Genomic DNA, 23,911 nt, shown 5'->3' with positions numbered 1-23,911 from the left:
CACCATGACCGAACTCGCCACGGGCGCGGGCGAGCCGAAGACGGCGGACCCCGTCTCGGCCTCCAAGGGCGCCGAACCCAGCGTCGCCAGGGTCAGCCAGTGGTCCGACATCCGGCACCGCTTCGTGCAGAACAAGCTTGCCGTGCTCGGCCTGGCCATCATCGTCGTACTGATCCTGATGGCCGTGTTCGCGCCGTTGATATCACCGCACGACCCCCTCGAGCAGGACCTGAACGCGACGCTCCAGTCCCCGGGCGCGGGCCACTGGCTCGGCACCGACTCGCTCGGCCGCGACCAGCTCTCGCGTCTCATCTACGGCAGCCGCATCGCGATGATCGTCGGCCTCGCCTCCATCGTCGTCGCGTTGAGCATCGGCATTCTCTTCGGCGCGCTGGCCGGCTACTTCGGCCGCTGGGTCGACACCGTGATCATGCGCGTGGCGGACATCTTCTTCGCCTTCCCGCTGCTGATCGGCGCCATCGTCATCATCCTGCTGATGGGCCGTGGCGTGATGCCGGTGGTCCTCTCGCTCGGCATCTTCTCGTGGGCGACGTTCGCCCGGCTGCTGCGCAGTCAGATCCTGTCGGTGCGTGAGATGGACTACGTCCACGCCGCCAAGGCGCTCGGCGCGAGCCAGGGCCGGATCATCCGCAAGCACATCCTGCCCAACTCGCTGACCTCCGTCCTGGTGTACGGCACGAGCAACGTCGGCATCGCGATCGTGGCCGAGGCGTCGCTGTCCTACCTGGGCGTCGGCGTGGACCCCGAGGTCGCGGAGTGGGGGAACATGATCGCCGCGGGCCGCGGGTTCATGGGAGTCAAGGACTTCATGTGGACGTACCCCAGCCTCGCGATCGTCATCACCGCGCTGGGCTTCATCCTGCTGGGCAACGGTCTTCGCGACGCGCTCGACCCGAAGCTCCGGTGATCCGCAGCCATGAGTCGAACCCCCCTGAGCAAGCAAGACGAAGGTGATGGCATGACCACCCTGGAGCAGGCCCCCTCGAACGCCGGGCCGGACGGGTCCGCGCCCCTTCTCGAAGTCCGCGACCTGCACGTGGAGTTCAAGATCCGTGACTCCGTGACCAAGGCGGTCAACGGCGTCAACTACAGCGTCAACGCGGGCGAGACGCTCGCCGTGCTGGGCGAGTCGGGATCCGGCAAGTCCGTGACGGCGCAGGCCATCATGGGCATCCTGGACAGCCCTCCCGGGCGGATCAGCAAGGGCGAGATCTTCTTCCAGGGCCAGGACATCCTGAGCCTGCCGGAGAGCGAGCGGCGCAAGCTGCGTGGCGCCAAGATGGCGATGATCTTCCAGGACGCGCTGTCCTCCCTCAACCCCGTGCTCTCCGTCGGCTTCCAGCTGGGCGAGATGTTCCGGGCCCACCAGGGAATGTCCCGCAAGGACGCCAAGGCCAAGGCCATCGAGCTGATGGACCGGGTGCGCATCCCGGCCGCGCGCCAGCGCGTCGGCGACTACCCGCACCAGTTCTCCGGCGGCATGCGCCAGCGCATCATGATCGCCATGGCGCTGGCGATGGAGCCGGACCTGATCATCGCCGACGAGCCGACCACGGCCCTCGACGTGACGGTCCAGGCCCAGGTGATGGACCTGCTCGCCGAGTTGCAGCGCGAGTACCAGATGGGTCTGATCCTCATCACCCACGACCTCGGTGTGGTCGCGGACGTCGCCGACAAGATCGCGGTCATGTACGCGGGCCGGATCGTGGAGACCGCGCCGGTGCACGAGCTGTACAAGCGCCCCGCCCACCCGTACACCCGCGGTCTGCTGGACTCGATCCCGCGCCTGGACCAGAAGGGCCAGGAGCTGTACGCGATCAAGGGTCTGCCGCCCAACCTGCTGAACATCCCCACCGGTTGCGCCTTCAACCCGCGCTGCCCCAAGGCACAGGACATCTGCCGTACGGAGGTCCCGGCCCTGCTTCCGGTGACCGAGCAGGACGGCACCGAGCTGGTCGGCCGAGGTTCGGCATGCCACTTCTGGAAGGAGACGATCCATGGCTGAGCTCAGCAAGAACGACGAGCGCCCGGACGCCACACCGAACGTCTCCGAGGTGGAGACCGCCGAGGTGCACTCCGAGACGGAGGCGGTCGCCGCGATCGAGGCGCCCGTGGAGCGCGGTGAGCCCATCCTCCAGGTCCGTAACCTGGTCAAGCACTTCCCGCTGACGCAGGGCATCCTGTTCAAGCGTCAGGTCGGCGCGGTCAAGGCCGTCGACGGCGTCTCGTTCGACCTCCACCAGGGCGAGACCCTGGGCATCGTCGGCGAGTCGGGCTGCGGCAAGTCGACGGTCGCCAAGCTCCTGATGAACCTGGAGCAGGCCACCGCCGGCGAGGTCTTCTACAAGGGCCAGGACATCACCAAGCTGTCCGGGCGCGCCCTCAAGGCCGTCCGCCGCAACATCCAGATGGTGTTCCAGGACCCGTACACCTCGCTCAACCCCCGTATGACGGTGGGCGACATCATCGGCGAGCCGTACGAGATCCACCCCGAGGTGGCCCCCAAGGGCGACCGGCGTCGCAAGGTGCAGGAACTGCTGGACGTCGTCGGGCTCAACCCGGAGTACATCAACCGGTACCCGCACCAGTTCTCCGGCGGCCAGCGCCAGCGCATCGGCATCGCGCGCGGTCTCGCGCTCAACCCGGAGATCATCATCTGCGACGAGCCGGTCTCGGCGCTGGACGTGTCGGTGCAGGCACAGGTCATCAACCTGATGGAGCGGCTGCAGGAGGAGTTCAACCTCTCCTACCTCTTCATCGCGCACGACCTGTCGATCGTCCGGCACATCTCCGACCGCGTCGGCGTGATGTACCTCGGCAAGATGGCCGAGATCGGGTCCGACGAGCAGATCTACGACCACCCGACGCACCCGTACACCCAGGCGCTGCTGTCGGCGGTGCCGGTGCCGGACCCGGAGGCCCGTGACCACCGCGAGCGGATCATCCTGACCGGTGACGTCCCCTCGCCGGCCAACCCGCCGTCCGGCTGCCGCTTCCGCACGCGCTGCTGGAAGGCCCAGGACAAGTGCGCCGAGGAGGCCCCGCTGCTCGCGATCCCGGAGCGGTTCAGGGGAGTGGACTCGCCGGCGGCCCACGAGTCGGCCTGCCACTTCGCCGAGGAGAAGGACGTCGTCCACGCGGTCTGACGACAGGTGCTGTCCACCGACTCCGGCCTCCGGCGGCTTCGCGCTGCGGGAGGCCGGAGTCGTTGTACGGGGGAGGGCCTGCCGAGTCCCTCCTCACCTGGAAGGTGTCTTCGGGCGGAGAGGGAAGGGGCTGGAAATCCTTGTTGCATCACGTTGAGCTGTGGGTGCCCGATCTGGCACGGGCGTCACGGGAGTGGGGCTGGCTGCTGGGCGGCCTCGGCTGCGAGCCGTACCAGGAGTGGGAGCGGGGCCGCAGCTGGCGACTCGGCGCGACCTACCTCGTGATCGAGGAGTCCCCGGCGATGAAGCGCGACGGCGGCCACGACCGGCTGCGCCCCGGCCTCAACCATCTCGCCTTCCACGCCGGCAGCGCGTCGGATCTCGACGCGCTCGCGGCCGAGGCCCCGGCCCACGGCTGGGCGCCGCTGTTCGCCGAGAGGTACCCGCACGCGGGCGGCCCGGAGCACTACGCGGCCTACCTGGAGAACTCCGACGGCTTCGAGGTCGAGCTGGTGGCCCGTCCCTGAGCACCGCCGTGCGGCCGCGGACGACGGAGCCCTGCGCGCGCCGCACCGCCCCACGCGAGTCGCGAGCCGACCCGTGCGGCCCCCTCCGTGCCGGCCGATCCGTGCGAGTCGACCCGTGCACCGAACGGGCATGTGAAACGTCCGTTCGGTCGACGCCTGCCTTCTGACGCCCATTGAGCCCATGTGGATGGGTGAAAGTGCGAAGCATCGCCTTTGTGTAGATATTGACCGGTATAAGGATCGGGACACCAGGGTGACAGACGCGCAGTCATGAGGAGGCATCCATGCGTGGAGCCACGCACGCCAAGTGGGCCGCATGCGCGGCGGCGGCAGCGCTCGCGGCGACGGGCTGCGGGGGCGGGGGGAGCGGAAGCGGCGACAGCAGTGCGGTGCTCAGCTCCTCCTGGGGCGACCCGCAGAACCCGCTGGAGCCCGCCAACACCAATGAGGTGCAGGGCGGGAAGGTCCTCGACATGATCTTCCGCAGCCTGAAGAAGTACAACCCGGAGACCGGCGCCGCCGAGGACATGCTGGCCGAGAAGATCGACACCACGGACTCCCAGACCTTCACCATCACCGTCAAGGACGGCTGGACGTTCAGCAACGGCGAGAAGGTGACGGCGAAGTCCTTCGTGGACGCCTGGAACTACGGCGCGAACCTGAAGAACAACCAGAAGAACGCCTACTTCTTCGAGTACATCGACGGGTACACCGCGGTCCACCCCGCCGAGGGCGGCAAGCAGACCGCCGACACCCTCTCCGGTCTCAAGGTCGTCGACGACAGGACCTTCACCGTCAAGCTCAAGCAGAAGTTCTCCACCTTCCCCGACACCCTGGGCTACCCGGCCTTCGCCCCGCTGCCCCAGTCCTTCTTCAGCGACCACGCCGGCTGGCTGAAGAAGCCGGTGGGAAACGGTCCGTACGCGATCGACTCGTACACCAAGGGCTCCCAGATGGAGCTGAAGAAGTGGGACGGCTACCCCGGCGACGACAAGGCGCAGAACGGCGGGGTGACCCTGAAGGTCTACACCGACAACAACACCGCCTACACCGACCTGCTGGCCGGCAACCTCGACCTGGTCGACGACGTGCCCGCGGCCCAGCTGAAGAACGTCAAGAACGACCTCGGCGACCGCTACATCAACACCCCCGCGGGCATCATCCAGACCCTGGCCTTCCCGTTCTACGACAAGAAGTGGAACACCGAGGGCTCGCAGAAGGTCCGCACCGGCCTGTCCCGCGCGATCGACCGCAAGCAGATCACCGAGACGATCTTCCACAACACCCGCACCCCCGCCACCGACTGGACCTTCCCGGTGCTCGGCGAGAAAGGCGGCTTCAAGGCAGGCCTGTGCGGGGACGCCTGCGAGTACGACCCCGTCGCTGCGAAGAAGCTCATCGAGGAGGGCGGCGGCCTCCCCGGCGGACAGATCAAGATCACCTACAACGCGGACACCGGATCGCACAAGCAGTGGGTCGACGCGGTCTGCAACTCGATCAACAACGCCCTCGGCAAAGACAAGGCCTGCGTCGGCAACCCGTTCGGCACCTTCGCGGACTTCCGCACCCAGCTCGGCGAACGGAAGATGACCGGACCCTTCCGGGCGGGGTGGCAGATGGACTACCCGCTCATCCAGAACTTCCTCCAGCCGCTCTACTACACCAACGCCTCCTCCAACGACGGCAAGTGGTCGAACAAGGACTTCGACAAGCTCGTCGACCAGGCCAACGCCGAGACCGACGCCGCCAAGGCCGTGGAGATGTTCCAGAAGGCCGAGGAGGTCGTCCGCGACAACATGGCCGCCATCCCGCTCTGGTACCAGAACGGCAGCGCCGGCTACTCGGAGCGGCTCTCGAATGTCAGGCTCAACCCGTTCTCCGTCCCGGTCTACGACAAGATCAAGGTCGGCTGACCCGCATGGGCCGGTATGTGATCCGGCGTCTGCTCCAGATGATCCCGGTGTTCATCGGGGCCACGCTGCTGATCTTCCTGATGGTGAACGTGATGGGCGACCCCATCGCGGGGCTGTGCGGCGACCGGGAGTGCGACCCGTCCACCGCTGCCCAGCTGAAGAAGGAGTTCGGCCTCGACAAGCCGGTCTGGCAGCAGTACCTGACCTACCTGGGGAACATCTTCACCGGAGACTTCGGGACGGCGTTCAACGGCCAGCCGGTCACCGAGCTGATGTCGACGGCCTTCCCGGTCACCCTCCGGCTGACCGTCGTCGCGATCCTCATCGAGATCGTCATCGGCGTCACCCTGGGCGTCGTGACGGGCCTGCGCCGGGGCCGGCCCGTCGACACCGGGGCCCTGCTGCTCACCCTCGTGGTCATCTCCGTCCCGACCTTCGTCACCGGTCTGCTGCTGCAACTGCTGCTCGGCGTCGAATGGGGCTGGATCAAACCCTCGGTCTCCTCGGAGGCGACCTTCGGCGAGCTGATCGTGCCGGGACTCGTGCTGGCCTCGGTCTCGCTGGCCTACGTCACCCGGCTGACCCGGACCTCGATCGCGGAGAACAGACGGTCCGACTACGTCCGCACCGCCGTCGCCAAGGGGCTGCCCCACCGCCGGGTCGTCACCCGGCACCTGCTGCGCAACTCCCTCATCCCCGTGGTGACCTTCATCGGCACCGACATCGGCGCCCTGATGGGCGGCGCGATCGTCACCGAGCGCATCTTCAACATCCACGGCGTCGGCTACCAGCTCTACCAGGGGATCCTCCGTCAGAACACCCAGACCGTCGTCGGCTTCGTGACCGTCCTGGTCCTGGTCTTCCTGGTGGCCAACCTGCTCGTCGACCTCCTGTACGCCGTACTCGACCCGAGGATCCGCTATGCCTGAGCCGACGCCGCCGGAGTACCCCCTGCCGGGCACCGGCCGAGCCCTGGAGGACGGCGCCATCGCCGACACCGGCATCGGCGGCGTAATGGACCTCGCCACCGCGGAGGTCAGGACCCTCGAGAAGGCGCCGGGCGGAACGCCGGGCACGGGACCGCGGAAGCCGGACGCGTCGGAAGCCTCCGGCGAGCGGGCCCGCTCTCTCGGCTCCGACGCCTGGCGCGACCTGCGCCGCAACCCGGTCTTCATCGTCGCCGGCCTGGTCATCCTGTTCCTGGTCCTCATCTCCCTGTGGCCCTCGTCCATCACCTGGATGAGCCCCCTCAAGTGCGAGCTCTCCAAGGCCCAGGAGGGCTCCCAGCCCGGCCACCCCTTCGGCTTCGACGGTCAGGGCTGCGACGTCTACACCCGCACGGTCTACGGCGCCCGCACGTCCGTCACGGTCGGCGTCCTGGCCACGCTCGGCGTGGCGCTCCTGGGCAGCGTCCTGGGCGGGCTGGCGGGGTTCTTCGGCGGGGCGGGGGACGCGGTCCTGTCCCGCGTCACCGACGTCTTCTTCGCCATCCCGGTCGTCCTCGGCGGCCTGGTCCTGCTCTCGGTGGTGTCCAGCAACACCGTCTGGCCGGTCATCGGGTTCATGGTGCTGCTCGGCTGGCCCCAGATCTCCCGCATCGCCCGCGGCTCGGTCATCACCGTCAAACAGAACGACTACGTCCAGGCCGCCCGCGCCCTGGGCGCCTCCCCCTCCCGGCTCCTGCTGCGCCACATCACCCCGAACGCGGTCGCCCCGGTGATCGTCGTGGCGACCATCGCGCTCGGCACGTACATCGCGCTGGAGGCGACCCTGTCCTACCTGGGCGTCGGTCTGAAGCCACCGACCGTCTCGTGGGGCATCGACATCTCCGCGGCCTCCCCGTACATCCGCAACGCCCCGCACGCCCTGCTGTGGCCCTCGGGCGCCCTGGCCGTCACGGTCCTGGCGTTCATCATGCTCGGCGACGCGGTGCGCGACGCCCTCGACCCTAAGCTGAGGTGACGGCCGGATGCTGCTCGAAGTGCGCGATCTGCACGTGGAGTTCCGCACCCGGGACGGGATCGCCCGGGCCGTCAACGGCGTCAGCTACGGCGTGGACGCGGGCGAGACCCTCGCCGTGCTCGGCGAGTCCGGCTCCGGCAAGTCCGTCACCGCCCAGGCGGTCATGGGCATCCTCGACGTGCCACCCGGCCGGATCACCTCCGGCGAGGTGGTCTTCCGGGGCCGGGACCTGCTCACGCTCAAGGAGGACGAACGGCGGAAGGTCCGGGGCGCCGAGATGGCGATGATCTTCCAGGACGCGCTGTCGTCCCTGAACCCCGTGCTGTCGGTCGGCGACCAGCTCGGCGAGATGTTCGTCGTGCACCGCGGCATGTCGAGGAAGGACGCGCGGGCCAAGGCGGTGGAGCTGATGGACCGCGTCCGCATCCCGGCCGCCCGCGAGCGGGTCAGGGACTACCCGCACCAGTTCTCGGGCGGCATGCGCCAGCGCATCATGATCGCGATGGCGATGGCCCTGGAACCGGCGCTCATCATCGCCGACGAGCCCACCACCGCCCTCGACGTCACGGTCCAGGCCCAGGTCATGGACCTGCTCGCGGAGTTGCAGCGCGAGTACCGCATGGGCCTGATCCTGATCACGCACGACCTGGGCGTGGTCGCGGACGTGGCCGACCGGATCGCGGTCATGTACGCGGGCCGGATCGTCGAGTCGGCCCCGGTCCACGACATCTACAAGGCCCCGGCCCACCCCTACACCCGCGGACTGCTCGACTCCGTCCCGCGCCTGGGCCAGAAGGGCCGGGAGCTCTACGCCATCAAGGGCCTGCCGCCCAACCTGATGAAGATCCCCCCGGGCTGCGCCTTCAACCCGCGCTGCCCGATGGCCCAGGAGGTGTGCCGCACGGAGGTGCCGCCCCGGTACGAGGTCGACGAGTCGGACGCGGACCGCACGAGCGCGTGCCACTTCTGGAGGGAGTGCCTGCATGCATAGCACCTCGGCCGTTCCGTCCGCCTCGTCCGCCCCGGCGGCCGAGCCGCTCCTGGAGGTCAGCGGGCTGCACAAGCACTACCCGCTGACGCGGGGAATCCTGTTCAAGAAGCAGGTCGGCTCGGTGAAGGCGGTCGACGGCGTCGACTTCACCCTCGGCAGGGGCGAGACGCTGGGCATCGTCGGCGAGTCGGGCTGCGGCAAGTCGACGGTCGCGAAGATGCTGGTCAACCTGGAGCGGCCGACGAAGGGTCGGATCCGCTACAAGGGGGAGGACGTCACCCGGCTGTCGGGGCGGGCCCTCAAGGCCGTCCGCCGCAACATCCAGATGGTCTTCCAGGACCCCTACACCTCCCTCAACCCGCGTATGACCGTCGGCGACATCATCGGCGAGCCGTACGAGATCCACCCCGAGGTGGCGCCCAAGGGGGACCGGCGCAGAAAGGTCCAGGACCTGCTCGACGTCGTGGGTCTCAACCCCGAGTACATCAACCGGTACCCGCACCAGTTCTCCGGCGGCCAGCGTCAGCGCATCGGCATCGCGCGCGGGCTGGCCCTGCGCCCGGAGGTGATCGTCGCCGACGAGCCGGTGTCCGCGCTGGACGTGTCGGTCCAGGCGCAGGTGATCAACCTGCTGGACCGGCTGCAGAGCGAGTTCGATCTGTCCTACCTGTTCATCGCCCACGACCTGTCGATCGTCCGGCACATCTCGGACCGGGTGGGGGTCATGTACCTCGGACGGATCGTGGAGATCGGCCGCGACGCCGAGATCTACGACCACCCCACGCACCCCTACACCCAGGCGCTGCTGTCCGCGGTGCCCGTGCCGGACCCGGAGGCGCGGAAGCACCGGGAGCGGATCATCCTGACGGGCGACGTGCCGTCCCCGACCGACATCCCCTTCGGCTGCCGCTTCCGCACCCGTTGCTGGAAGGCCCGGGAGCGCTGCGCGCAGGAGGTGCCGGTGCTGGCCGTACCGGCGGAGTTCCGCTTCGCGACGGGCCCCGCGGCGCACGACTCGGCGTGCCACTTCGCGGAGGAGAAACAGGTGGTTCCGTCGGAGGAGCCACTGGATGATCATGTCAACGACGGTGTATAGCAGCATATTTGCACAGCAACCGCGTTAACACGCAGGCAACTTGGCTGACCCGGTTCCGATATACGGACGCGTCAGTCTGAACAGCGTACGGCCGTGCGGGTGCCGTAAACGGGCCGGAGCGCGCCATGTCGCTCCGGCCCGTTGCCGTGCCCTAGGGCTTGTCCCCGACGAGGCCCAGGGAGCGTCGGAGGAAGTCCAGCTGCAGGCGCAGGAGGTTCTCGGCGACCTGCTCCTGGGGGGTCATGTGGGTCACGCCGGACAGCGGCAGCACCTCGTGCGGCCGGCCGGCGGCGAGCAGCGCCGAGGACAGCCGCAGCGAGTGGGCGACCACCACGTTGTCGTCCGCCAGCCCGTGGACGATCAGCATCGGACGGGCCGGCTCGGCCGCGTCCACCAGACCCTCGTCGTCGATCAGCGAGTTGCGCCGGTAGACCTCCGGCTGCTCCCCGGGGTGGCCGAGGTAGCGCTCCTGGTAGTGGGTGTCGTACAGGCGCAGGTCGGTGACCGGGGCGCCGACCACCGCGGCGTGGAAGACGTCGGGGCGGCGCAGTGCCGCGAGCGCGGCCAGGTATCCGCCGAAGGACCAGCCGCGGACGGCCACCCGGGTCAGGTCGAGCGGGAAGCGTTCGGCGAGCGCGTGCAGGGCGTCCACCTGGTCCTCCAGGGTCACCGCGGCCACGTCGTCCTTGATCGCCTTCTCCCAGGCGGGCGAGCGGCCCGGCGTGCCCCGGCCGTCGGCGACGATCACCGCGAAGCCCTGGTCGGCGAACCACTGCGACGTCAGGTGCGCGTTGTGCGCGGCGAGTACCCGCTGTCCGTGCGGGCCGCCGTAGGGGTCCAGGAGGACGGGGAGTGGGGAGTCACCGGGGTAGTCCGTAGGCATAAGCACGGCGCACGGGATGCGTCGTGCGCCCCCTTCGACAAAGGACACGCGGGGGGTCAGGCCGGGATCCTCCGCATGGGACCGGACGGTCGCCACCGGCTTCCCCTCGCGCAGCACCCGCGCCACGCTCCCGGGCCGGTCCGGGACCGCCGACACCAGGACGGTCACGGCGCCCGAGCGCACCGCCGAGTGCACTCCGGGTTCCTGCGAGAGGCGCTCCACGCCGAGCTCGTTGACCCGGTAGACGTGCACCTCGCCGATTTCCGGCGCGGCCGCGGCCTCCCCGGCCGAGGCGGACACCAGCACATCGTCGGCCGTGACGTCCAGCACTGCCCGCACGTGCAACTGGGCCCCGGTCAGCGGCCGTTCGCCGACCGCGAGTACCCGGGCGCCGCCCTCGTCGGCGATCCTGACCAACTGCCCGGAGGGGCTCCAGCAGGGCACTCCAGGGAAAAGATCCAGCCAAATCCGATCTTCGTCGGCATGCACCATCCGGGTCGCCCCGGAGTCGGTGTCCACCGCCAGGAACAGCTGGCTGCGCTGGTCGCGCGCCTGTACGAGCAGCAGCGGCGCCCCCGCTCCTGACCAGTGCACTCGCGCCAGGTACGGATAGCGCGAACGGTCCCAGGAGACCTCCGTGCGCACCCCGTCGAGCCCGAACACGAACAGCCTGACGTCCGCGTTGGCCGTCCCGGCAGCCGGATAGGGCACGTGTTGTGGGTCACGTTTCGGCTGGGCCGGATCCGAGATCCACCAGCGCTCCACCGGCGTGTCGTCCACCCTCGCGACCAGCAGACGGTCCGACTCCGGAGCCCACCAGAAGCCGCGCGAGCGCCCCATCTCCTCGGCCGCGATGAACTCGGCCAATCCATAGGAAACCGTGTCCGATTCCGGTTCCACCACCGCACGGTCGTCCCCGCCCTCGGCGCCCACCACCCGCAGGGCGCCACCCGTGACGTACGCGACGAGCCGCCCGTCGGGGGACGGCCGGGGGTCGATCACCGGCCCCGGGACCGGCAGCTCGGTGGCCGTGCCGGCCCGCAGCTCGGCCGTGAAAAGCCGCCCTGACAAGGCGAAAGACGCCAACTCCACGGCCTCGTCGGTGGCATAGCCGACGATCCCCGCGCCGCCCTCGCGGCTGCGTTCGCGGCGGGCCCGTTCCTGGGGCGAGAGGTCCTCGCGGGCGCCGCCGAGCAGGGCGGCCGGGTCGGCGGCCAGGCGCTCCGTGCCGTCCGCCGGATCGAGGACCCACAGGGCGCCCGCACGGTCCGTGCCGGAACCGGACCGCAGGAACACCACCCGGGAGCTGTCGGGGGCCACCGTGAACGAACGCGGCGCGCCGAGGGTGAAACGCTGGGTGCGGGCGTGCCTGCGGGGAAACGAGTCGGAGTCGGTCGTCATCCCCCGACCATATTGGCCATGCGACCCCCTTGTGCGGCTGTGCGCCGAGAGATGCGCGCCCACACATAGTTATGATCACTAGCGCTGTGTGGGTATGAACCTGCTGGCTGATGTATGGATGTACGAGTTCCCTCGCTCTGTTTTCCCCCACGTTTCCCGGGTCCTTGGAGGTGAGCCGCCGTGGCACTCTCGATTTCGGCGGTGCTGCTGCTGGCGATCGTCGTCTTCTTGTTGATCAAGAAGTCGGGACTGAAGGGCGGTCACGCTGTCGTCTGCATCCTGCTCGGCTTCTACCTCGCCTCCTCGACGATCGCGCCGACCATCAGCGATCTGACGACGAGCGTGGCGAGCATGATCGGCAGCATCAAGTTCTGACGCGTGGTGAGACCGGGCTCCGGCGGGCGACCGACCGGAGCCCGCCACCGGCTGCCTTGTCCTGCACCCGCCTCGCATCCTGATCCGTCAGCCCGACGGATACGAGAAGTGGCAGTGCTGGGGGCCGGGGCGCGTGGACGGACGCAACGCTGACGATCGGCTGCGCCGGCCGGCGAAGGCATCGCCCGACTTCGGCGCCTGTAGGGCTGCCGGCCCCTCCTGGCCATCTACGGGGCGCAGGCGGAACTCACCGTCCTGACCCACCCGAACGCCGCCTGTGTGAGCGCCGGGCGGTCCGGCGAGGTGCCGGCCGAGGGGTTCGTCACCCGCACCGGCACACGGGTCGAGGGAACGAGCCGGTTCGACCGCCTGAACGCGCTCACGCGCGCGGGCGTGCTCGTCGGTTGGGGCCGTGATCCCGCCCTCCACGACGCCGACAGCGGAGTGTCGCCCGAGAAGATCGCCGAGGAGGTCGTCCGCGACCTCCAGCCGGCGTTGATCGAGTTCACGGCCATCGCCCGCTCTCTGGGCGGCGAGGCCGACGTACCGGAGGGCGAGGTCGAGCAGACCGTCAGCCCTCGGACGCGTACGGCACGAAGTCGGCCCAGGCTTCCGGCGAGAGTCGGAGTCGGGGGCCGGCGGTGTGCTTGGAGTCGCGGACGTGGATGGTGGCGGGGGTGATGGCGATCTCTACGCAGGAGTCGCCCTCGGTGCCGTCGCTGTAGCTGCTCTTGAACCAGGCCAGCTCGGAGGGGGCTCCAGCGGAGTACTTGCGGATCATGTTTCTCCCAGCAACTGCTCGATGAAGACGAGTGACTCCCCGGGCGTGAGTGCCTCGGCCCGGATGGTGCTGTAGCGCAGTTCCAGGATGCGGAGTTCTTTCGGCTCCGTCGTCGGGCGGCCGTTGAACGCCCCGTCGGAACGCCCCACAGCCGTACCGTCTGCGAACTTCAGCAACTCGATCTTGCCATCCACTCCGGGGTGAGCGCCGCTCTCCGTTGGCATGACCTGGAACGTTACGTTGCGCAACCGTGCCACCTCCAGCAAGTGTTCGAGCTGTCGGCGTCGCACCATTGTGCCTCCGATGCGACGACGTAGTGCCGCCTCTTCCTGGACGAAGCTCAGCGCAGGCACGGGTGACTTGTCGAAGACTGCTTTCCGGGTCATGCGAGCAGCAACCAGACGCTCCACTTCCTCCTCTGAATACGGTGGTTGTCGAGCCTCGAACAAGGCCCGCGCATGCTCCGGCGTCTGCAACAACCCATGCAGGCTGAGCCCGACGTACACCCCAAGCTCGACTGCCTGCGCTTCCAACTTGGCGATCTCGCGGACGTTCTTGGGGTACCGGACCTTCTTCACGTCCTCCTTCATCGCCGAGAGCAGTCCACCCGCCCCCAACACCTTGTCGGCCTTGTCCAGGTACTCGGGGCGGGGGATACGCTTCCCGCTCTCGATCTTGTAGACGAGGTCCTCGCCGTACCCGACCGCCAGCCCGAAGTCGGCCGCGCGCATCCCCACGGCCTCTCGCCGCAGCTTCAGCTGCCGCCCCACCGTCTCCACGACGGCGATGCCCCAGTCGTCGTCCGGGTCCACCTCCCAACCCGGTTCGTCCGCCTCCTCCTTGAGCTGGACGGCCTTGCCGTTCACCTGCGTCATTCGCACCCCTCCGTCACCCGGACCGACAGTCCGGACACGACCGGACAACGCCCGGACAGTCACCGTACGCAACGGCTCCATCACTGTTCACGGTAGGCGTGAGTGGCCACTCTGAGTGACGTGATCCAGGAATCCGTCTCCTCCGGGACCCGGCCCGGCCGGCACTTCCGCAGCTTCAGCGTGCGGTTGTCTCCCACGCCTCGCGGAGCGCGCCTCGCCCGTCTGCTGACCGCCGAGCAACTGCGCTCCTGGGGAATGCCGGTGGACCCGGCCGGCCAGATCGTCGCCGAACTCGCGGCGAACGCGGTGACCCATGGGCGCGTACCGGGCCGGGACTTCAGACTCACGCTGTACGTCATCGCGCACACACTGCGCATCGAAGTGACCGACACGGCGGGGGACCGCCCTCCCCGCCCACCGCATCCGGGCCGCGACGCCGAATCCGAGTCCGGCCGTGGTCTGCTCCTGGTCGAGGCGCTCGCCGACCGGTGGGGGTGGGGCCCGGAGCTGCGCCCGCGCAAGACGGTCTGGGCCGAGGTCGTACCGCCGACGGATGACGTTCGGAGCCGCCACAACTCCTGACCGGCGGAAGCCCCGGACGAGGCGACGCGCGTCCGTCACCGGAACCCGGATCCTCAGGCTTCGGGGCAAGTGGCGCTCATTCCAAAGAACCACCACTGCGGAGAAAGAACCCGACCGAGCCCCACCCCTCCCGCCCGTCGAGCAAACTCACTCCCGCGAGTGAATATGCCCAACTCGGCTGGATTCGTGACGGGTTGCCTGCCTTACGCTCAGCGCAAAGCAGGACCCCGACGCAGCACCACAACCCCAGACATGCGACGGCCCCCGCCGGGACGGCAATCCCAGTGCGAGGGCCTGACCACCGAGGAAGTAGGAGCTTCCCGATGGACACCCAAAACCCTAGCGCGCCCCCATGCGCCGAGTCCCGTAACGCGGGCAAAAACCACTCTCGCGCGGGCGGACTCACCCACGACAACGCCCGCCACACCACCCGCTTCACGGTGATCGGCAACCACCTCGCCCAGCACCGGGAGCTGTCGCTCCTGGCGATCGGGCTGGGCGTGCACATCCAGTCGCTGCCGCAGGGCGCCCGCGTCGACATCAAGTCCCTCACCGCCCGCTTCCCCGAGGGCGCCACCCGTATCGCCGCCGCCCTGCGCGAACTGGAGTCCCACGGCTATCTGCGCCGCGAACGCTCCCGCATCCCGGGCGGCCGGATCGTCACCCGCACGGTCTCCTGCAACCAGCCCGGCCGCCACGACCGCCGTCCGGCTGCCGTCGATCAGGCTCACGACCGCCGCCCAGTAGCCGTCGATCACGCCCACGACACCGCAAGCCCCGCCAAGCCGAAGAAGCGCACACCCCTCAAGCCACTCCCCGTCGTCCCGCGCCCCGGCTACCCCGCCCCCGCTTTACTCCAGGCGGCCACCGACCTCCTCGCCGGCCTTCACCGTCACGATCCCCGCCTCCTCCTCTCCGCCTGCGACACGGCCCATCTCGCTCCCGGCGTCGCCGCCTGGCTGGAACGGGACGTCAGCCCCGTTGCCGTACGCCAGGCCCTCACGGCCGACCTTCCGCCCGAAGGCGTCCGCCGCCCCGCCGCCCTTCTGGCCCACCGGCTCGCAGCCCTGCTGCCACCACCGCCACCGTTCCGTGGGCCCGCGGCCCCACCGTCGGCTGCCCCGCACCGGATGCGGAACTGCGACGGCTGCGACCGCGGCATCCGCTCACCCGAACCGGGCGCCCGCTGCCGCGACTGCCGCTAGCGATCGGCAGCGGTCCTTTGAAGATCCGCAGGCAAAGGAACCGCATGGTCAACTCGTCCCACGAGGCGATGCACCGCATCTTCCAGGAGTACCCCGGCCTGTTCACCGGCGTCTCCAAAGTGCTCGGCCTCCCGTTCGTCCCGCCCAAGTGCGTGACGGTTCTGCCGACCGACCTCACCGAGATCCAGCCTGTGGAACGTCGTGTCGACACTCTGCTGCGTTTCGACGGTGAGGAGTCGTTCTTGCTGGCTGTCGAGGCACAGAGCGCGAAGGGCCCGGACAAGCCCGCCAGCTGGGCCTACTACCGGGCTCAGCGAGGCGCCGAGGACATCGTGCTCGTCCTCGAGGCACGTGGCCTCGACGTCTCCGACGAGGTCCGCGAACGCGTCACCGGCTGCGACGACCCCGACCTCCTGCGGCACTGGCTCCCCCGAGCCGTCACCGCGTCGTCCGGCGAAGCGATCTTCACCGGCGACCGAGAAGACGCCTGAGCCCTGCCGGGAGTCGTCGGCGAGGTGACGCAACTCTCCCCGAGGCTGTTATCGAACATCAGTGCGACAGGCTTGCCGCCTCACTCTCTCCGCACCCTGGATCGAGCGCATCGCCCTCGCCGTCGCCCACGTGCGCGACGAGGAGGGAGTGCAGACGGGCGGGTAGGTGGCCGGGGAAGGGATCTCGCCTCGTAGGGTTGGCGGTATGACGGAACTGCCCTCCCGGCGTCTGCTGCTGGTGCACGCGCACCCGGACGACGAGTCGATCAACAACGGCGCGACCATGGCCAGGTACGCGGCCGAGGGCGTCCACGTGACCCTGGTCACCTGCACCCTCGGCGAGCGCGGCGAGGTCATCCCGCCGGAGCTGCGGCACCTGACCGGAGCCGCCCTGGGGGAGCACCGCAGACGGGAGCTCGCCGCCGCCATGGCCGCACTCGGCGTCGACGACTTCCGCCTGCTCGGCGGCACGGGCCGCTACGGAGACTCCGGAATGATGGGCCTCTCCGACAACGACGACCCGGCGTGCTTCTGGCAGGCCGGCGTCGACGAGGCCGCCGCGTCCCTCGCCGAGGTGATCCTGGAGGTGCGCCCCCAGGTCCTCGTCACCTACGACGACAACGGCGGCTACGGCCACCCCGACCACATCCAGGCCCACCGCGTCGCCATGCGCGCGGCGGAGCTGGCCGAGGCCGCCGGGTGGCGCATCCCCAAGGTGTACTGGAACCGCGTCCCGCGGTCCGTCGCCGAGGAGGCCTTCGCCCGGCTCCGGGACGAGCTCCCGGCGCTCCCCTTCACCAGGAGCGCCGCCGTCTCCGACGTGCCGGGCGTCGTGGACGACGACCGCGTCACCGCCGAGATCGACGGCTCCGCCGTCCATGCCGCCGCCAAGGCCGCCGCGATGCGCGCGCACGCCACCCAGATCGAAGTCGCCCCGGGGGACCGGCACTTCGTCCTGTCCAACGAACTCGCCCAGCCCCTGTTCACCACCGAGTACTACGAACTCGTGCGCGGGGAAGCGGCGCAGGAGCGGGAGACCGACCTGTTCGCGGGCACGGGCGACGCGGGGGAGGCGGCCTGATGTCCGACCGTGGCTCGATGCTCGCCCAGCCGCTGCGCATGCCCTCCGCCGGACGGGCCGCCGCCTATGCGGCGCTCCTGCTGCTCGGGGCGGTCGCCGGAGTCGCCGGCGGGCTCGTCCAGGCCGGCTGGTTCCCGGGCGGGCTCCTCCTCGCGCTCGCGGGCGCGGCCGGGCTGTTCGTCGGCGGTGCGCGCGCCCTCGGCACCCGCGCCGGAGCCGTCGCCCCCGCCGTCGGCTGGATGATCTCCGTCGTCCTGTGCACCGCGGGCCGTCCCGAAGGGGACTTCCTGTTCGGCGCGGGAGGCGGCTCGTACCTCTTCCTGCTCGGCGGCATGGCACTTGCTGTGATCTGCGCCACCCTTGGTTTGGGGCGGCAACCGGTCGGCGACGACGTCCGACTTGGCAAGTGACGTACCACTTCACCCTGGCGTGCCCGTGGGAGTCCCGTGCGGGTTTCCCCGGCGGTCGTGGGATACGGGCCAGAAGTGGCCAGTATGGTGGTGCGCGCCGCCGAGCTGCCCGTGAGGTCGTGGCGGGCGGTGGAGCCAACCTGGAGAACCTGCCTTGAGTCGTGAAACTGACAGTCCGTCCTCCGGGCCCAACGGGTCCAACGGGCGCGGCGGAGCCGCATACCCCTCGGGCACGCCGCCGTACGGCACCCCCGTGGTGTCCGACGGCGGTGCGGACGCGGGCCGTTCGACCGCCCGGCCGGAGGAACGCAAGACCGAGACCACGCTGACGACCCGGATCCGCATCAACATCCCCGGGTCGCGGCCCATTCCGCCGGTCGTCGTGCGCACGCCCGTCGGCGACGCCGAGAGCGCGGGCGACGACAGCCCGGGCGGCAAGGCCGACGCCGGTGTCGACGCGCAGCAGGCGGCGCCCACGGGCGCCGTCGGCCCGGCCTCGTCCGACACCGGTTCGTTCGAGCTGCCCGCCGAACCCGCGTCCGCGGGCGATGAGAAGACGAGCGACTGGTTCGCGCCACGCAAGTCCTCGCCCGGCAAGGGCGGTCAGGGCGGTGGCGGCACCAACGGAGCCGGTCTGCCGGGCGGTTCGGCCGCCGGATCCGGTGCGCCCGCGAGCGCCCCCGGCGCGGCGGGCCCGAGCGCGGGCACCGGCGCAGGCGCGCCGGGCGGCGCGCGGCCGGGCGCCGGGCGTCCCGGCGGGGTGGTCGGCTCCATGAGCGTGCCGGGAGGCGCCCGCTCCGGCGGCACCAACGGCGCTGGGCTCCCCGGTGCGACCGGCGGTCCCGTGGCTCCGGGACACGGCGGCGGCACGGGCTCCTTCGACGTGACCGAGGCACTCGCCGGCGGTCCTCTGGGCAACGGCCCGCGTCCGGGCCAGGAGCCGGGCCAGGGCCGCCCCCAGGGACCGGCGCAGGGCGGCGCCGAGTCGCGCCGTGACAACCTGCCGTACTTCTCCGACAACGGTCAGAACGGTCTCCCCGGCCCGAACGACGGGCCCGGCGTCGGCGGCGGCTCCCACGGCCAGGGCGGTCTCCCGGCCGGCCCGGGCGGCCCCGGAGGTCCCGGCGGCTCCTACGACTTCAACGGCCCCGAGGGCCCCGGCGGCCCCGGCGGCCGAGGCGGCCCGCAGGGCGGCCCCACGGGCCCGACGGGCGGTCCCGTCACCGGCGACGGCCCGATGGTGCCCCCGGTGAACGGCGGCGGCCCCGGCGGGCCCCGCCACGGCGGTCAGGGCGCCCCCGGAGCTCCGGCAGGTCCCGGCGGCCCGCGTTCCGCCGCACCCGGCGTCGGCGCCGGCGCCGGAGCCGGCCGGCTCCCGGGCGGCGGCCTCAGCGACGACACCGCGATCCTCACCCCGCAGAAGCCCGCCCCCGGACCGGGCGCGGGCGGCTACGGCGGCCGTCCCGTCGACAACGTCTCCGGGCACACCGTCACCAGCGGCATCCCCGTCGTGCCGGCCGGCGGCCAGGGCGCACCTGGCGCCCCCTTCACCGGCGGCGCGCCCGCCGAGGGCCCGCTGCCGCACACCCCGCCCAAGGGGCCGGAGCAGGGCGCGCAGAGCACGTCCGCGGGCGGCTCCAAGAAGAAGAAAAAGAAGAAGGGCCGCAGCAAGCTCCCGCTGCTGGGCGGCGTGGTGGTCGTCGCGGGCGTCGGCCTCTACGGCGCCGGCCTGCTGATGAACCACTCCGACGTGCCCAAGGGCACCACCGTCCTCGGCGTCGACATCGGCGGCGGCACCCGCGACGACGCCGTCAAGAAGCTCGACGACGCCTTCGAGAAGCGGGCGGCCGAGCCGCTGAAGCTGTCCGTCGACGGCGGCACCGTCACCCTCAAGCCGGACCAGGCGGGCCTGCAGTTCGACATGCAGGCCACGGTCGACGACGCCGCCGAGAGCGACTACAACCCCGTCTCCGTGATCGGCTCGCTGTTCGGGCAGCACCGCGAGGTCGAGCCCGAGATGCCGGTCGACGAGGAGAAGCTCCAGGCCGCTCTGCAGAGCGCGGCGGGCGGTGCCGGCTCGGCCACCGACGGCACCATCAAGTTCGAGTCCGGCAAGGCCGTCGCCGTCTACGGCAAGGCCGGCAAGGGCATCGACGCGGCGAAGGCCCAGGACGCCGTCGTGGCGGCCTACCGCGCCCAGGTGGAGACCGGCACGGCCGACGGCGTGAAGGTCCCGACGACCCAGAAGCAGCCGACGATCTCCGACGCCGAGGTCGACCGGATGATGAAGGAGTTCGCCGAACCGGCGATGTCCGGCAAGGTCACCGTCATGACCGACGCCGCGCACACCGTCTCCTTCAGCCCGAAGAACTCCCTGTGGAAGTTCCTCCAGGTCAAGGCGGTCAACGGCAAGCTCGTCGAGAGCTACGACCAGGCCGCGCTGACGGAGCTCTACGGAGGCACCTTCAACGGTGTGCTGATCACCCGCGGCACCGGCCAGAAGACGGCCGTCACCGTCCAGGACGTCATCGGCGCGCTGCGTCCCGCCCTGAAGAGCGAGACGAACCGGACCGCGGTCATCGACACCGACCCGAGCTGACCCGCCCGCGGTGCCGCATGACATCTGTCATGCGGCACCGCGGACGTCCGACACTGCCGCCCCAGGGGCCGTCGCGGCGACGATTGCCCCCATGACGACGCAGACAGCACCGGTGGTCGGATTCGACCAGGTGAGCAAGAGCTTCGGGGACGTACGGGCCGTGGACGGCCTGACGCTCTCGCTGCGCCCGGGGGAGACCGTGGCGCTGCTGGGGCCCAACGGGGCGGGCAAGTCCACCACCCTCGACCTGCTCCTCGGCCTCAAGCAGCCCGACAGCGGCACGGTCCGCGTCCTCGGCACAGGCCCGCGCGAGGCGATCGTCGCCGGCCGGGTGGGCGCGATGCTGCAGAGCGGCGGCCTGATGGACGAGGTCACCGTCGCCGAACTCGTCGGCCTCGCCTGCGCCCTGCACCCTGAGCCGTACCGCGCCTCCGACGTGCTGGCCCGCGCGGGCATCACGCAGATCGCCTCCCGCAAGGTGAACAAGCTCTCCGGCGGGCAGGCCCAGCGCGTCCGCTTCGCCCTCGCCACCGCGGGCGACAGCGACCTGATCGTCCTCGACGAGCCCACCACCGGCATGGACGTCACCACCCGCCAGGCCTTCTGGGCCACCATGCGCGAGCAGGCGGACCAGGGCCGCACCGTGCTCTTCGCCACGCACTACCTCGAGGAGGCCGACGCCATGGCCGACCGGGTGCTGGTGCTGCACCGGGGCCGGCTGCTGGCCGACGGCACGGCGGCCGAGATCAAGGCGAAGGCGGGGGCCCGCCGGGTCTCCTTCGACCTGGAGGGCCGGATCGACGAAGAGGCGCTGCGCGGGCTGCCCTTCCTGACGGCCGTCGACGTCTCCGGGCAGACCGTCCGCATCCAGTCCGCCGACGCCGACGCCACCGTCCACGCCCTGTACGGGCTCGGCGTCCACCCCCGCAACCTCGAAGTCGCCGGGCTCGGTCTGGAGCAGGCCTTCGTCGCCATCACCGCCGCCGAGGAGGCGAAGACCAAGTGAACAGCCTGATCAAGCTGGAGCTCACCCGCGCCCTGCGCAACCGCAAGTTCCTGTTCTTCTCGGTGATCTACCCGTCCGTGCTGTTCCTGCTGATCGCGGGCAGCTCCGACGCCACCGAGAAGGTCGGCGGCACCGGCCTCACCCTGCCGACCTACATGATGGTCTCGATGGCCTCCTTCGGCGCCCTCACGGCCGTCCTGATGGGCAACAGCGAACGCATCGCCAAGGAGCGCGAGAGCGGCTGGGTACGGCAGCTGCGGCTGACCGCGCTCCCGGGCCGCGGGTACGTGCTCGCCAAGACCGCCGGCGCGGCCGTGGTCAGCCTTCCGTCCGTCGTCGTGGTCTTCGCCGTCGCCGCGGCCGTGAAGGACGTACGGCTGGAGGCCTGGCAGTGGCTCGCGCTCACCGGGTCCATCTGGGCCGGCAGCCTGGTCTTCGCCGCGCTCGGCGTCGCGATCGGCTACCTCGCGAGCGGGGACGCGGTCCGCCCGATCACGATGATCACCTACTTCGGCCTGTCGATCCTCGGCGGCCTGTGGATGCCGACCACGACGTTCCCGCAGTGGCTGCAGGACATCGCCAGGTGGGTGCCCACCCACGCGTACGCTTCCCTGGGCCAGGCCATCGAACAGAGCCGGGCACCGCACACCGAGGACGTCGTCGTCCTGGCCGTCTTCTTCGCCCTGTTCACGGGCGGCGCGGCCTGGCTGTACCGGAAGGACACCCTGAAGGCGTGAGCGCCATGACGGACGAGTCACAGACCCACGCGGCCGGGCGGGAACCGCGGTTCCTGCCGGGACGGCCGGCCCGCAACCGGCGCGAGCTGTGGCGCCGCAAGCTGCTGTGGATCGGCGTGTGGCTGGTGTTCCTCAGCTCGCCGGTCCACGACCTCGTCTCCGGCGGCCACACCACGGGCGGCACGGCGGCCGGCTGGCTGGGCCTGGCGGTGTTCGTCGCGCTCTACCTCGCGCTCCTGTTCCGGAACATGGGGGACAGGCCCTACCCCCTGAAGGTCGTCGGCGCCCTCATCGGGGCCATGGCGGTCCTGGCCACCGTCCTGAGCCTCACCCTCGGCTCCGCCTGGCTCGGCCTGTACTGCTATGTCTCCGTGGCCTGCGGGAGCGTGCTCGCACCGCGGGCGGCCTTCTGGACGATCCCGGCCACGGGCGCGGTGCTGCTCCTCGTCGGCCTGCGCACCGACGAGGAGGAGGCGCTCAACCTCCTTGTGCTGGTCGTGCTGATCGGCTTCGCGATGACGGGCGTGAGCCAACTGGTCCGCACGACGATCGAGTTGCGCAAGGCGCGGGCGACGGTCGCCCAACTGGCCGCCAACGAGGAGCGGTTGCGGCTGGCCAGGGACCTGCACGACCTTCTCGGCCACTCCCTGTCCCTGATCACGCTCAAGAGCGAGCTGGCCGGGCGGATGCTTCCCGACCACCCCGACAACGCCGCCCGGCAGATCGCCGACATCGAACAGGTCAGCCGTCAGGCCCTGGTGGACGTCCGCGAGGCCGTCACCGGCTACCGGCGTCCACGGCTGGCGGCCGAACTGGCCGGGGCGGAAGTCGCGTTGACGGCGGCCGCGATCACCGCCGCCGTCCCCGCCGAGCCGGACCTGGAAGGCGTTCCCGAGGAGAGCGAGTCCGCCCTCGCCTGGACCCTGCGCGAGGCGATCACCAACGTCGTACGGCACAGCGGCGCCACCCGCTGCACGGTGGACCTCGTGCGACGCCAGACCCTCGACGGCCCGGTCCTCGAACTCTGCGTCGAGGACGACGGCTCCGGCGGCTCGGGCAAGGGCCCCGGCAACGGTCTCAGCGGCCTGAGCGAGCGGCTGCAGAAGGCGGGCGGCGCGCTGGACGCGGGCCGCGTGAAGCAGGGTTTCCGGCTGACGGCCCGGGTCCCGGCCGGCACGGCGCCGGACATAGGATCCCGCTCATGACTGGTGGCGTGATCAAGGTCCTGCTGGCCGAGGACCAGTCGATGGTCCGGGAGGCCCTGGCGGCCCTGCTCGGCCTGGAGGACGACATCGAGGTGGTCGTCCAGGTGGCGCGCGGCGACGAGGTCCTCGCGGCCGCCCGCGCCCACGACGTCGACGTGGCCCTCCTCGACATCGAGATGCCGGGCGCGACGGGCATCGAGGCCGCCGCCCAACTCCACCGCGAGCTGCCGCGGTTGAAGCTGGTCGTCCTCACCACCTTCGGCCGCCCCGGCTATCTGCGCAGCGCGATGGAGGCGGGCGCCGACGCGTTCCTGGTCAAGGACGCCCCTGCCGCCCAGCTGGCCCAGGCGGTCCGCAAGGTCCTGGCGGGCGAGCGGGTCATCGACCCCACGCTCGCGGCGGCGGCCCTGGCGGGGGGCGCCAACCCCCTGACCGACCGCGAGCGGGAGGTCCTGCGAGCGGCGGCCGACGGCTCGACGAACGCGGAACTGGCCGCCGCCCTGCACCTGTCCCAGGGCACGGTCCGCAACTACCTGTCGACCGCGATCCAGAAGCTGGCGGTGCGCAACAGGGCGGAGGCGGTGCGGATCGCGAGGGAGAAGGGCTGGCTGTGACGGCCGCGTC

At 70.6% G+C, this 23,911-nt stretch carries 23 protein-coding genes; 20 read left to right on the top strand and 3 right to left on the bottom strand.

What is annotated here, in order from left to right:
- The first annotated feature begins 4 nt into the window (after positions 1–4).
- The 9 genes from ACZ7DE_RS01690 (at position 5) to ACZ7DE_RS01650 (ending at position 9,656) form a co-directional block, all read left to right on the top strand.
- The gene (locus ACZ7DE_RS01690) at positions 5–928 is read left to right on the top strand and encodes an ABC transporter permease (RefSeq protein WP_470756795.1); all 924 of its coding nucleotides are present in this window, start codon (positions 5–7) and stop codon (positions 926–928) included.
- A 51-nt stretch (positions 929–979) separates the two neighbouring features.
- Positions 980–2,026: an ABC transporter ATP-binding protein gene (locus ACZ7DE_RS01685; protein ID WP_470756793.1), complete on the top strand. Its 1,047-nt coding sequence runs from the start codon at positions 980–982 to the stop codon at positions 2,024–2,026.
- Entirely contained in the window at positions 2,019–3,167 is a 1,149-nt protein-coding gene (locus ACZ7DE_RS01680) for an ABC transporter ATP-binding protein (RefSeq protein ID WP_470756791.1), read from the top strand. The genes ACZ7DE_RS01685 and ACZ7DE_RS01680 overlap by 8 nt, the downstream gene beginning before the upstream one ends.
- A 140-nt stretch (positions 3,168–3,307) precedes the next feature.
- Positions 3,308–3,694 (top strand): VOC family protein, encoded by a 387-nt coding sequence (locus ACZ7DE_RS01675; RefSeq protein ID WP_470756789.1) that lies wholly within the window; start codon positions 3,308–3,310, stop codon positions 3,692–3,694.
- A 284-nt stretch (positions 3,695–3,978) separates the two neighbouring features.
- Positions 3,979–5,607, top strand: a complete 1,629-nt coding sequence (locus ACZ7DE_RS01670) for a peptide ABC transporter substrate-binding protein (RefSeq protein ID WP_470756787.1) — start codon at positions 3,979–3,981, stop codon at positions 5,605–5,607.
- A gap of 5 nt (positions 5,608–5,612) precedes the next feature.
- Positions 5,613–6,536: an ABC transporter permease gene (locus tag ACZ7DE_RS01665; RefSeq protein WP_470756785.1), complete on the top strand. Its 924-nt coding sequence runs from the start codon at positions 5,613–5,615 to the stop codon at positions 6,534–6,536.
- The gene (locus ACZ7DE_RS01660; RefSeq protein WP_470756776.1) at positions 6,529–7,569 is read left to right on the top strand and encodes an ABC transporter permease; all 1,041 of its coding nucleotides are present in this window, start codon (positions 6,529–6,531) and stop codon (positions 7,567–7,569) included. The genes ACZ7DE_RS01665 and ACZ7DE_RS01660 overlap by 8 nt, the downstream gene beginning before the upstream one ends.
- Before the next feature lie 7 nt (positions 7,570–7,576).
- Positions 7,577–8,560, top strand: a complete 984-nt coding sequence (locus ACZ7DE_RS01655) for an ABC transporter ATP-binding protein (RefSeq protein ID WP_470756774.1) — start codon at positions 7,577–7,579, stop codon at positions 8,558–8,560.
- Positions 8,553–9,656, top strand: a complete 1,104-nt coding sequence (locus ACZ7DE_RS01650) for an ABC transporter ATP-binding protein (protein ID WP_470756772.1) — start codon at positions 8,553–8,555, stop codon at positions 9,654–9,656. The genes ACZ7DE_RS01655 and ACZ7DE_RS01650 overlap by 8 nt, the downstream gene beginning before the upstream one ends.
- Before the next feature lie 151 nt (positions 9,657–9,807).
- Here ACZ7DE_RS01650 and ACZ7DE_RS01645 read toward each other — a convergent pair whose 3' ends face one another.
- On the bottom strand, positions 9,808–11,940 hold the full coding sequence (locus ACZ7DE_RS01645; protein WP_470756770.1) for a S9 family peptidase: 2,133 nt from the start codon (positions 11,938–11,940) through the stop codon (positions 9,808–9,810).
- Between the two features lie 180 nt (positions 11,941–12,120).
- On the opposite strand from ACZ7DE_RS01645, the gene ACZ7DE_RS01640 reads away from it, so the two are divergent.
- Positions 12,121–12,315 (top strand): hypothetical protein, encoded by a 195-nt coding sequence (locus ACZ7DE_RS01640; RefSeq protein ID WP_470756768.1) that lies wholly within the window; start codon positions 12,121–12,123, stop codon positions 12,313–12,315.
- 571 nt (positions 12,316–12,886) lie between these two features.
- On the opposite strand, the gene ACZ7DE_RS01635 is transcribed toward ACZ7DE_RS01640, so the two are convergent.
- Together ACZ7DE_RS01635 and ACZ7DE_RS01630 are read right to left on the bottom strand one after the other, a co-directional pair.
- Positions 12,887–13,096, bottom strand: coding sequence for a DUF397 domain-containing protein (locus ACZ7DE_RS01635; RefSeq protein WP_392957379.1), 210 nt, complete (start codon positions 13,094–13,096; stop codon positions 12,887–12,889).
- Complete coding sequence (locus ACZ7DE_RS01630) at positions 13,093–13,971, bottom strand: helix-turn-helix domain-containing protein (RefSeq protein WP_470756765.1); 879 nt, start codon at positions 13,969–13,971, stop codon at positions 13,093–13,095. Before ACZ7DE_RS01630 ends, ACZ7DE_RS01635 begins: the two co-directional genes overlap by 4 nt.
- Positions 13,972–14,082: 111 nt before the next feature.
- Here ACZ7DE_RS01630 and ACZ7DE_RS01625 point away from each other — a divergent pair, with 111 nt between their 5' ends.
- From ACZ7DE_RS01625 to ACZ7DE_RS01580, 10 genes are all read left to right on the top strand, one after another.
- Positions 14,083–14,553, top strand: coding sequence for an ATP-binding protein (locus ACZ7DE_RS01625; RefSeq protein ID WP_470757921.1), 471 nt, complete (start codon positions 14,083–14,085; stop codon positions 14,551–14,553).
- Positions 14,554–14,876: 323 nt separating this feature from the next.
- Positions 14,877–15,758 (top strand): helix-turn-helix domain-containing protein, encoded by an 882-nt coding sequence (locus ACZ7DE_RS01620; protein ID WP_470756763.1) that lies wholly within the window; start codon positions 14,877–14,879, stop codon positions 15,756–15,758.
- Positions 15,759–15,802: 44 nt separating this feature from the next.
- Entirely contained in the window at positions 15,803–16,249 is a 447-nt protein-coding gene (locus ACZ7DE_RS01615; RefSeq protein ID WP_470756761.1) for a hypothetical protein, read from the top strand.
- Positions 16,250–16,454: 205 nt separating this feature from the next.
- A complete protein-coding gene (mshB, locus tag ACZ7DE_RS01610; RefSeq protein ID WP_470756759.1) occupies positions 16,455–17,330 on the top strand; it encodes an N-acetyl-1-D-myo-inositol-2-amino-2-deoxy-alpha-D-glucopyranoside deacetylase in 876 nt (291 codons plus the stop codon).
- On the top strand, positions 17,330–17,740 hold the full coding sequence (locus ACZ7DE_RS01605) for a DUF6113 family protein (protein ID WP_470756757.1): 411 nt from the start codon (positions 17,330–17,332) through the stop codon (positions 17,738–17,740). Before mshB ends, ACZ7DE_RS01605 begins: the two co-directional genes overlap by 1 nt.
- Before the next feature lie 154 nt (positions 17,741–17,894).
- Positions 17,895–20,339 carry a hypothetical protein gene (locus ACZ7DE_RS01600; RefSeq protein ID WP_470756755.1) on the top strand — a complete coding sequence of 815 codons (2,445 nt, stop codon included), beginning with the start codon at positions 17,895–17,897 and terminating at the stop codon, positions 20,337–20,339.
- 91 nt (positions 20,340–20,430) lie between these two features.
- Entirely contained in the window at positions 20,431–21,345 is a 915-nt protein-coding gene (locus tag ACZ7DE_RS01595; protein WP_470756753.1) for an ABC transporter ATP-binding protein, read from the top strand.
- On the top strand, positions 21,342–22,082 hold the full coding sequence (locus ACZ7DE_RS01590; RefSeq protein ID WP_470756751.1) for an ABC transporter permease: 741 nt from the start codon (positions 21,342–21,344) through the stop codon (positions 22,080–22,082). Before ACZ7DE_RS01595 ends, ACZ7DE_RS01590 begins: the two co-directional genes overlap by 4 nt.
- Positions 22,083–22,087: 5 nt before the next feature.
- On the top strand, positions 22,088–23,287 hold the full coding sequence (locus ACZ7DE_RS01585) for a sensor histidine kinase (protein WP_470757919.1): 1,200 nt from the start codon (positions 22,088–22,090) through the stop codon (positions 23,285–23,287).
- Complete coding sequence (locus tag ACZ7DE_RS01580) at positions 23,284–23,901, top strand: response regulator (protein ID WP_470756749.1); 618 nt, start codon at positions 23,284–23,286, stop codon at positions 23,899–23,901. Before ACZ7DE_RS01585 ends, ACZ7DE_RS01580 begins: the two co-directional genes overlap by 4 nt.
- Positions 23,902–23,911: the final 10 nt, after the last annotated feature.

The organism is Streptomyces sp. NPDC037083, assembly GCF_055606485.1.
Note: the sequence above shows the minus strand (reverse complement) of the source record. Positions and strands in the feature narration are given on the sequence as shown.

Bases quoted from the DNA above. Each gene is read 5' to 3' on its own strand.
- ACZ7DE_RS01690 (WP_470756795.1), top strand. From the start codon at position 5: ATGACCGAACTCGCCACGGGCGCGGGCGAGCCGAAGACGGCGGACCCC.
- ACZ7DE_RS01685 (WP_470756793.1), top strand. From the start codon at position 980: ATGACCACCCTGGAGCAGGCCCCCTCGAACGCCGGGCCGGACGGGTCC.
- ACZ7DE_RS01680 (WP_470756791.1), top strand. From the start codon at position 2,019: ATGGCTGAGCTCAGCAAGAACGACGAGCGCCCGGACGCCACACCGAAC.
- ACZ7DE_RS01670 (WP_470756787.1), top strand. From the start codon at position 3,979: ATGCGTGGAGCCACGCACGCCAAGTGGGCCGCATGCGCGGCGGCGGCA.
- ACZ7DE_RS01665 (WP_470756785.1), top strand. From the start codon at position 5,613: ATGGGCCGGTATGTGATCCGGCGTCTGCTCCAGATGATCCCGGTGTTC.
- ACZ7DE_RS01660 (WP_470756776.1), top strand. From the start codon at position 6,529: ATGCCTGAGCCGACGCCGCCGGAGTACCCCCTGCCGGGCACCGGCCGA.
- ACZ7DE_RS01655 (WP_470756774.1), top strand. From the start codon at position 7,577: ATGCTGCTCGAAGTGCGCGATCTGCACGTGGAGTTCCGCACCCGGGAC.
- ACZ7DE_RS01650 (WP_470756772.1), top strand. From the start codon at position 8,553: ATGCATAGCACCTCGGCCGTTCCGTCCGCCTCGTCCGCCCCGGCGGCC.
- ACZ7DE_RS01645 (WP_470756770.1), bottom strand. From the start codon at position 11,940: ATGACGACCGACTCCGACTCGTTTCCCCGCAGGCACGCCCGCACCCAG.
- ACZ7DE_RS01635 (WP_392957379.1), bottom strand. From the start codon at position 13,096: ATGATCCGCAAGTACTCCGCTGGAGCCCCCTCCGAGCTGGCCTGGTTC.
- ACZ7DE_RS01630 (WP_470756765.1), bottom strand. From the start codon at position 13,971: ATGACGCAGGTGAACGGCAAGGCCGTCCAGCTCAAGGAGGAGGCGGAC.
- ACZ7DE_RS01620 (WP_470756763.1), top strand. From the start codon at position 14,877: ATGGACACCCAAAACCCTAGCGCGCCCCCATGCGCCGAGTCCCGTAAC.
- ACZ7DE_RS01615 (WP_470756761.1), top strand. From the start codon at position 15,803: ATGGTCAACTCGTCCCACGAGGCGATGCACCGCATCTTCCAGGAGTAC.
- mshB (WP_470756759.1), top strand. From the start codon at position 16,455: ATGACGGAACTGCCCTCCCGGCGTCTGCTGCTGGTGCACGCGCACCCG.
- ACZ7DE_RS01605 (WP_470756757.1), top strand. From the start codon at position 17,330: ATGTCCGACCGTGGCTCGATGCTCGCCCAGCCGCTGCGCATGCCCTCC.
- ACZ7DE_RS01595 (WP_470756753.1), top strand. From the start codon at position 20,431: ATGACGACGCAGACAGCACCGGTGGTCGGATTCGACCAGGTGAGCAAG.
- ACZ7DE_RS01585 (WP_470757919.1), top strand. From the start codon at position 22,088: ATGACGGACGAGTCACAGACCCACGCGGCCGGGCGGGAACCGCGGTTC.
- ACZ7DE_RS01580 (WP_470756749.1), top strand. From the start codon at position 23,284: ATGACTGGTGGCGTGATCAAGGTCCTGCTGGCCGAGGACCAGTCGATG.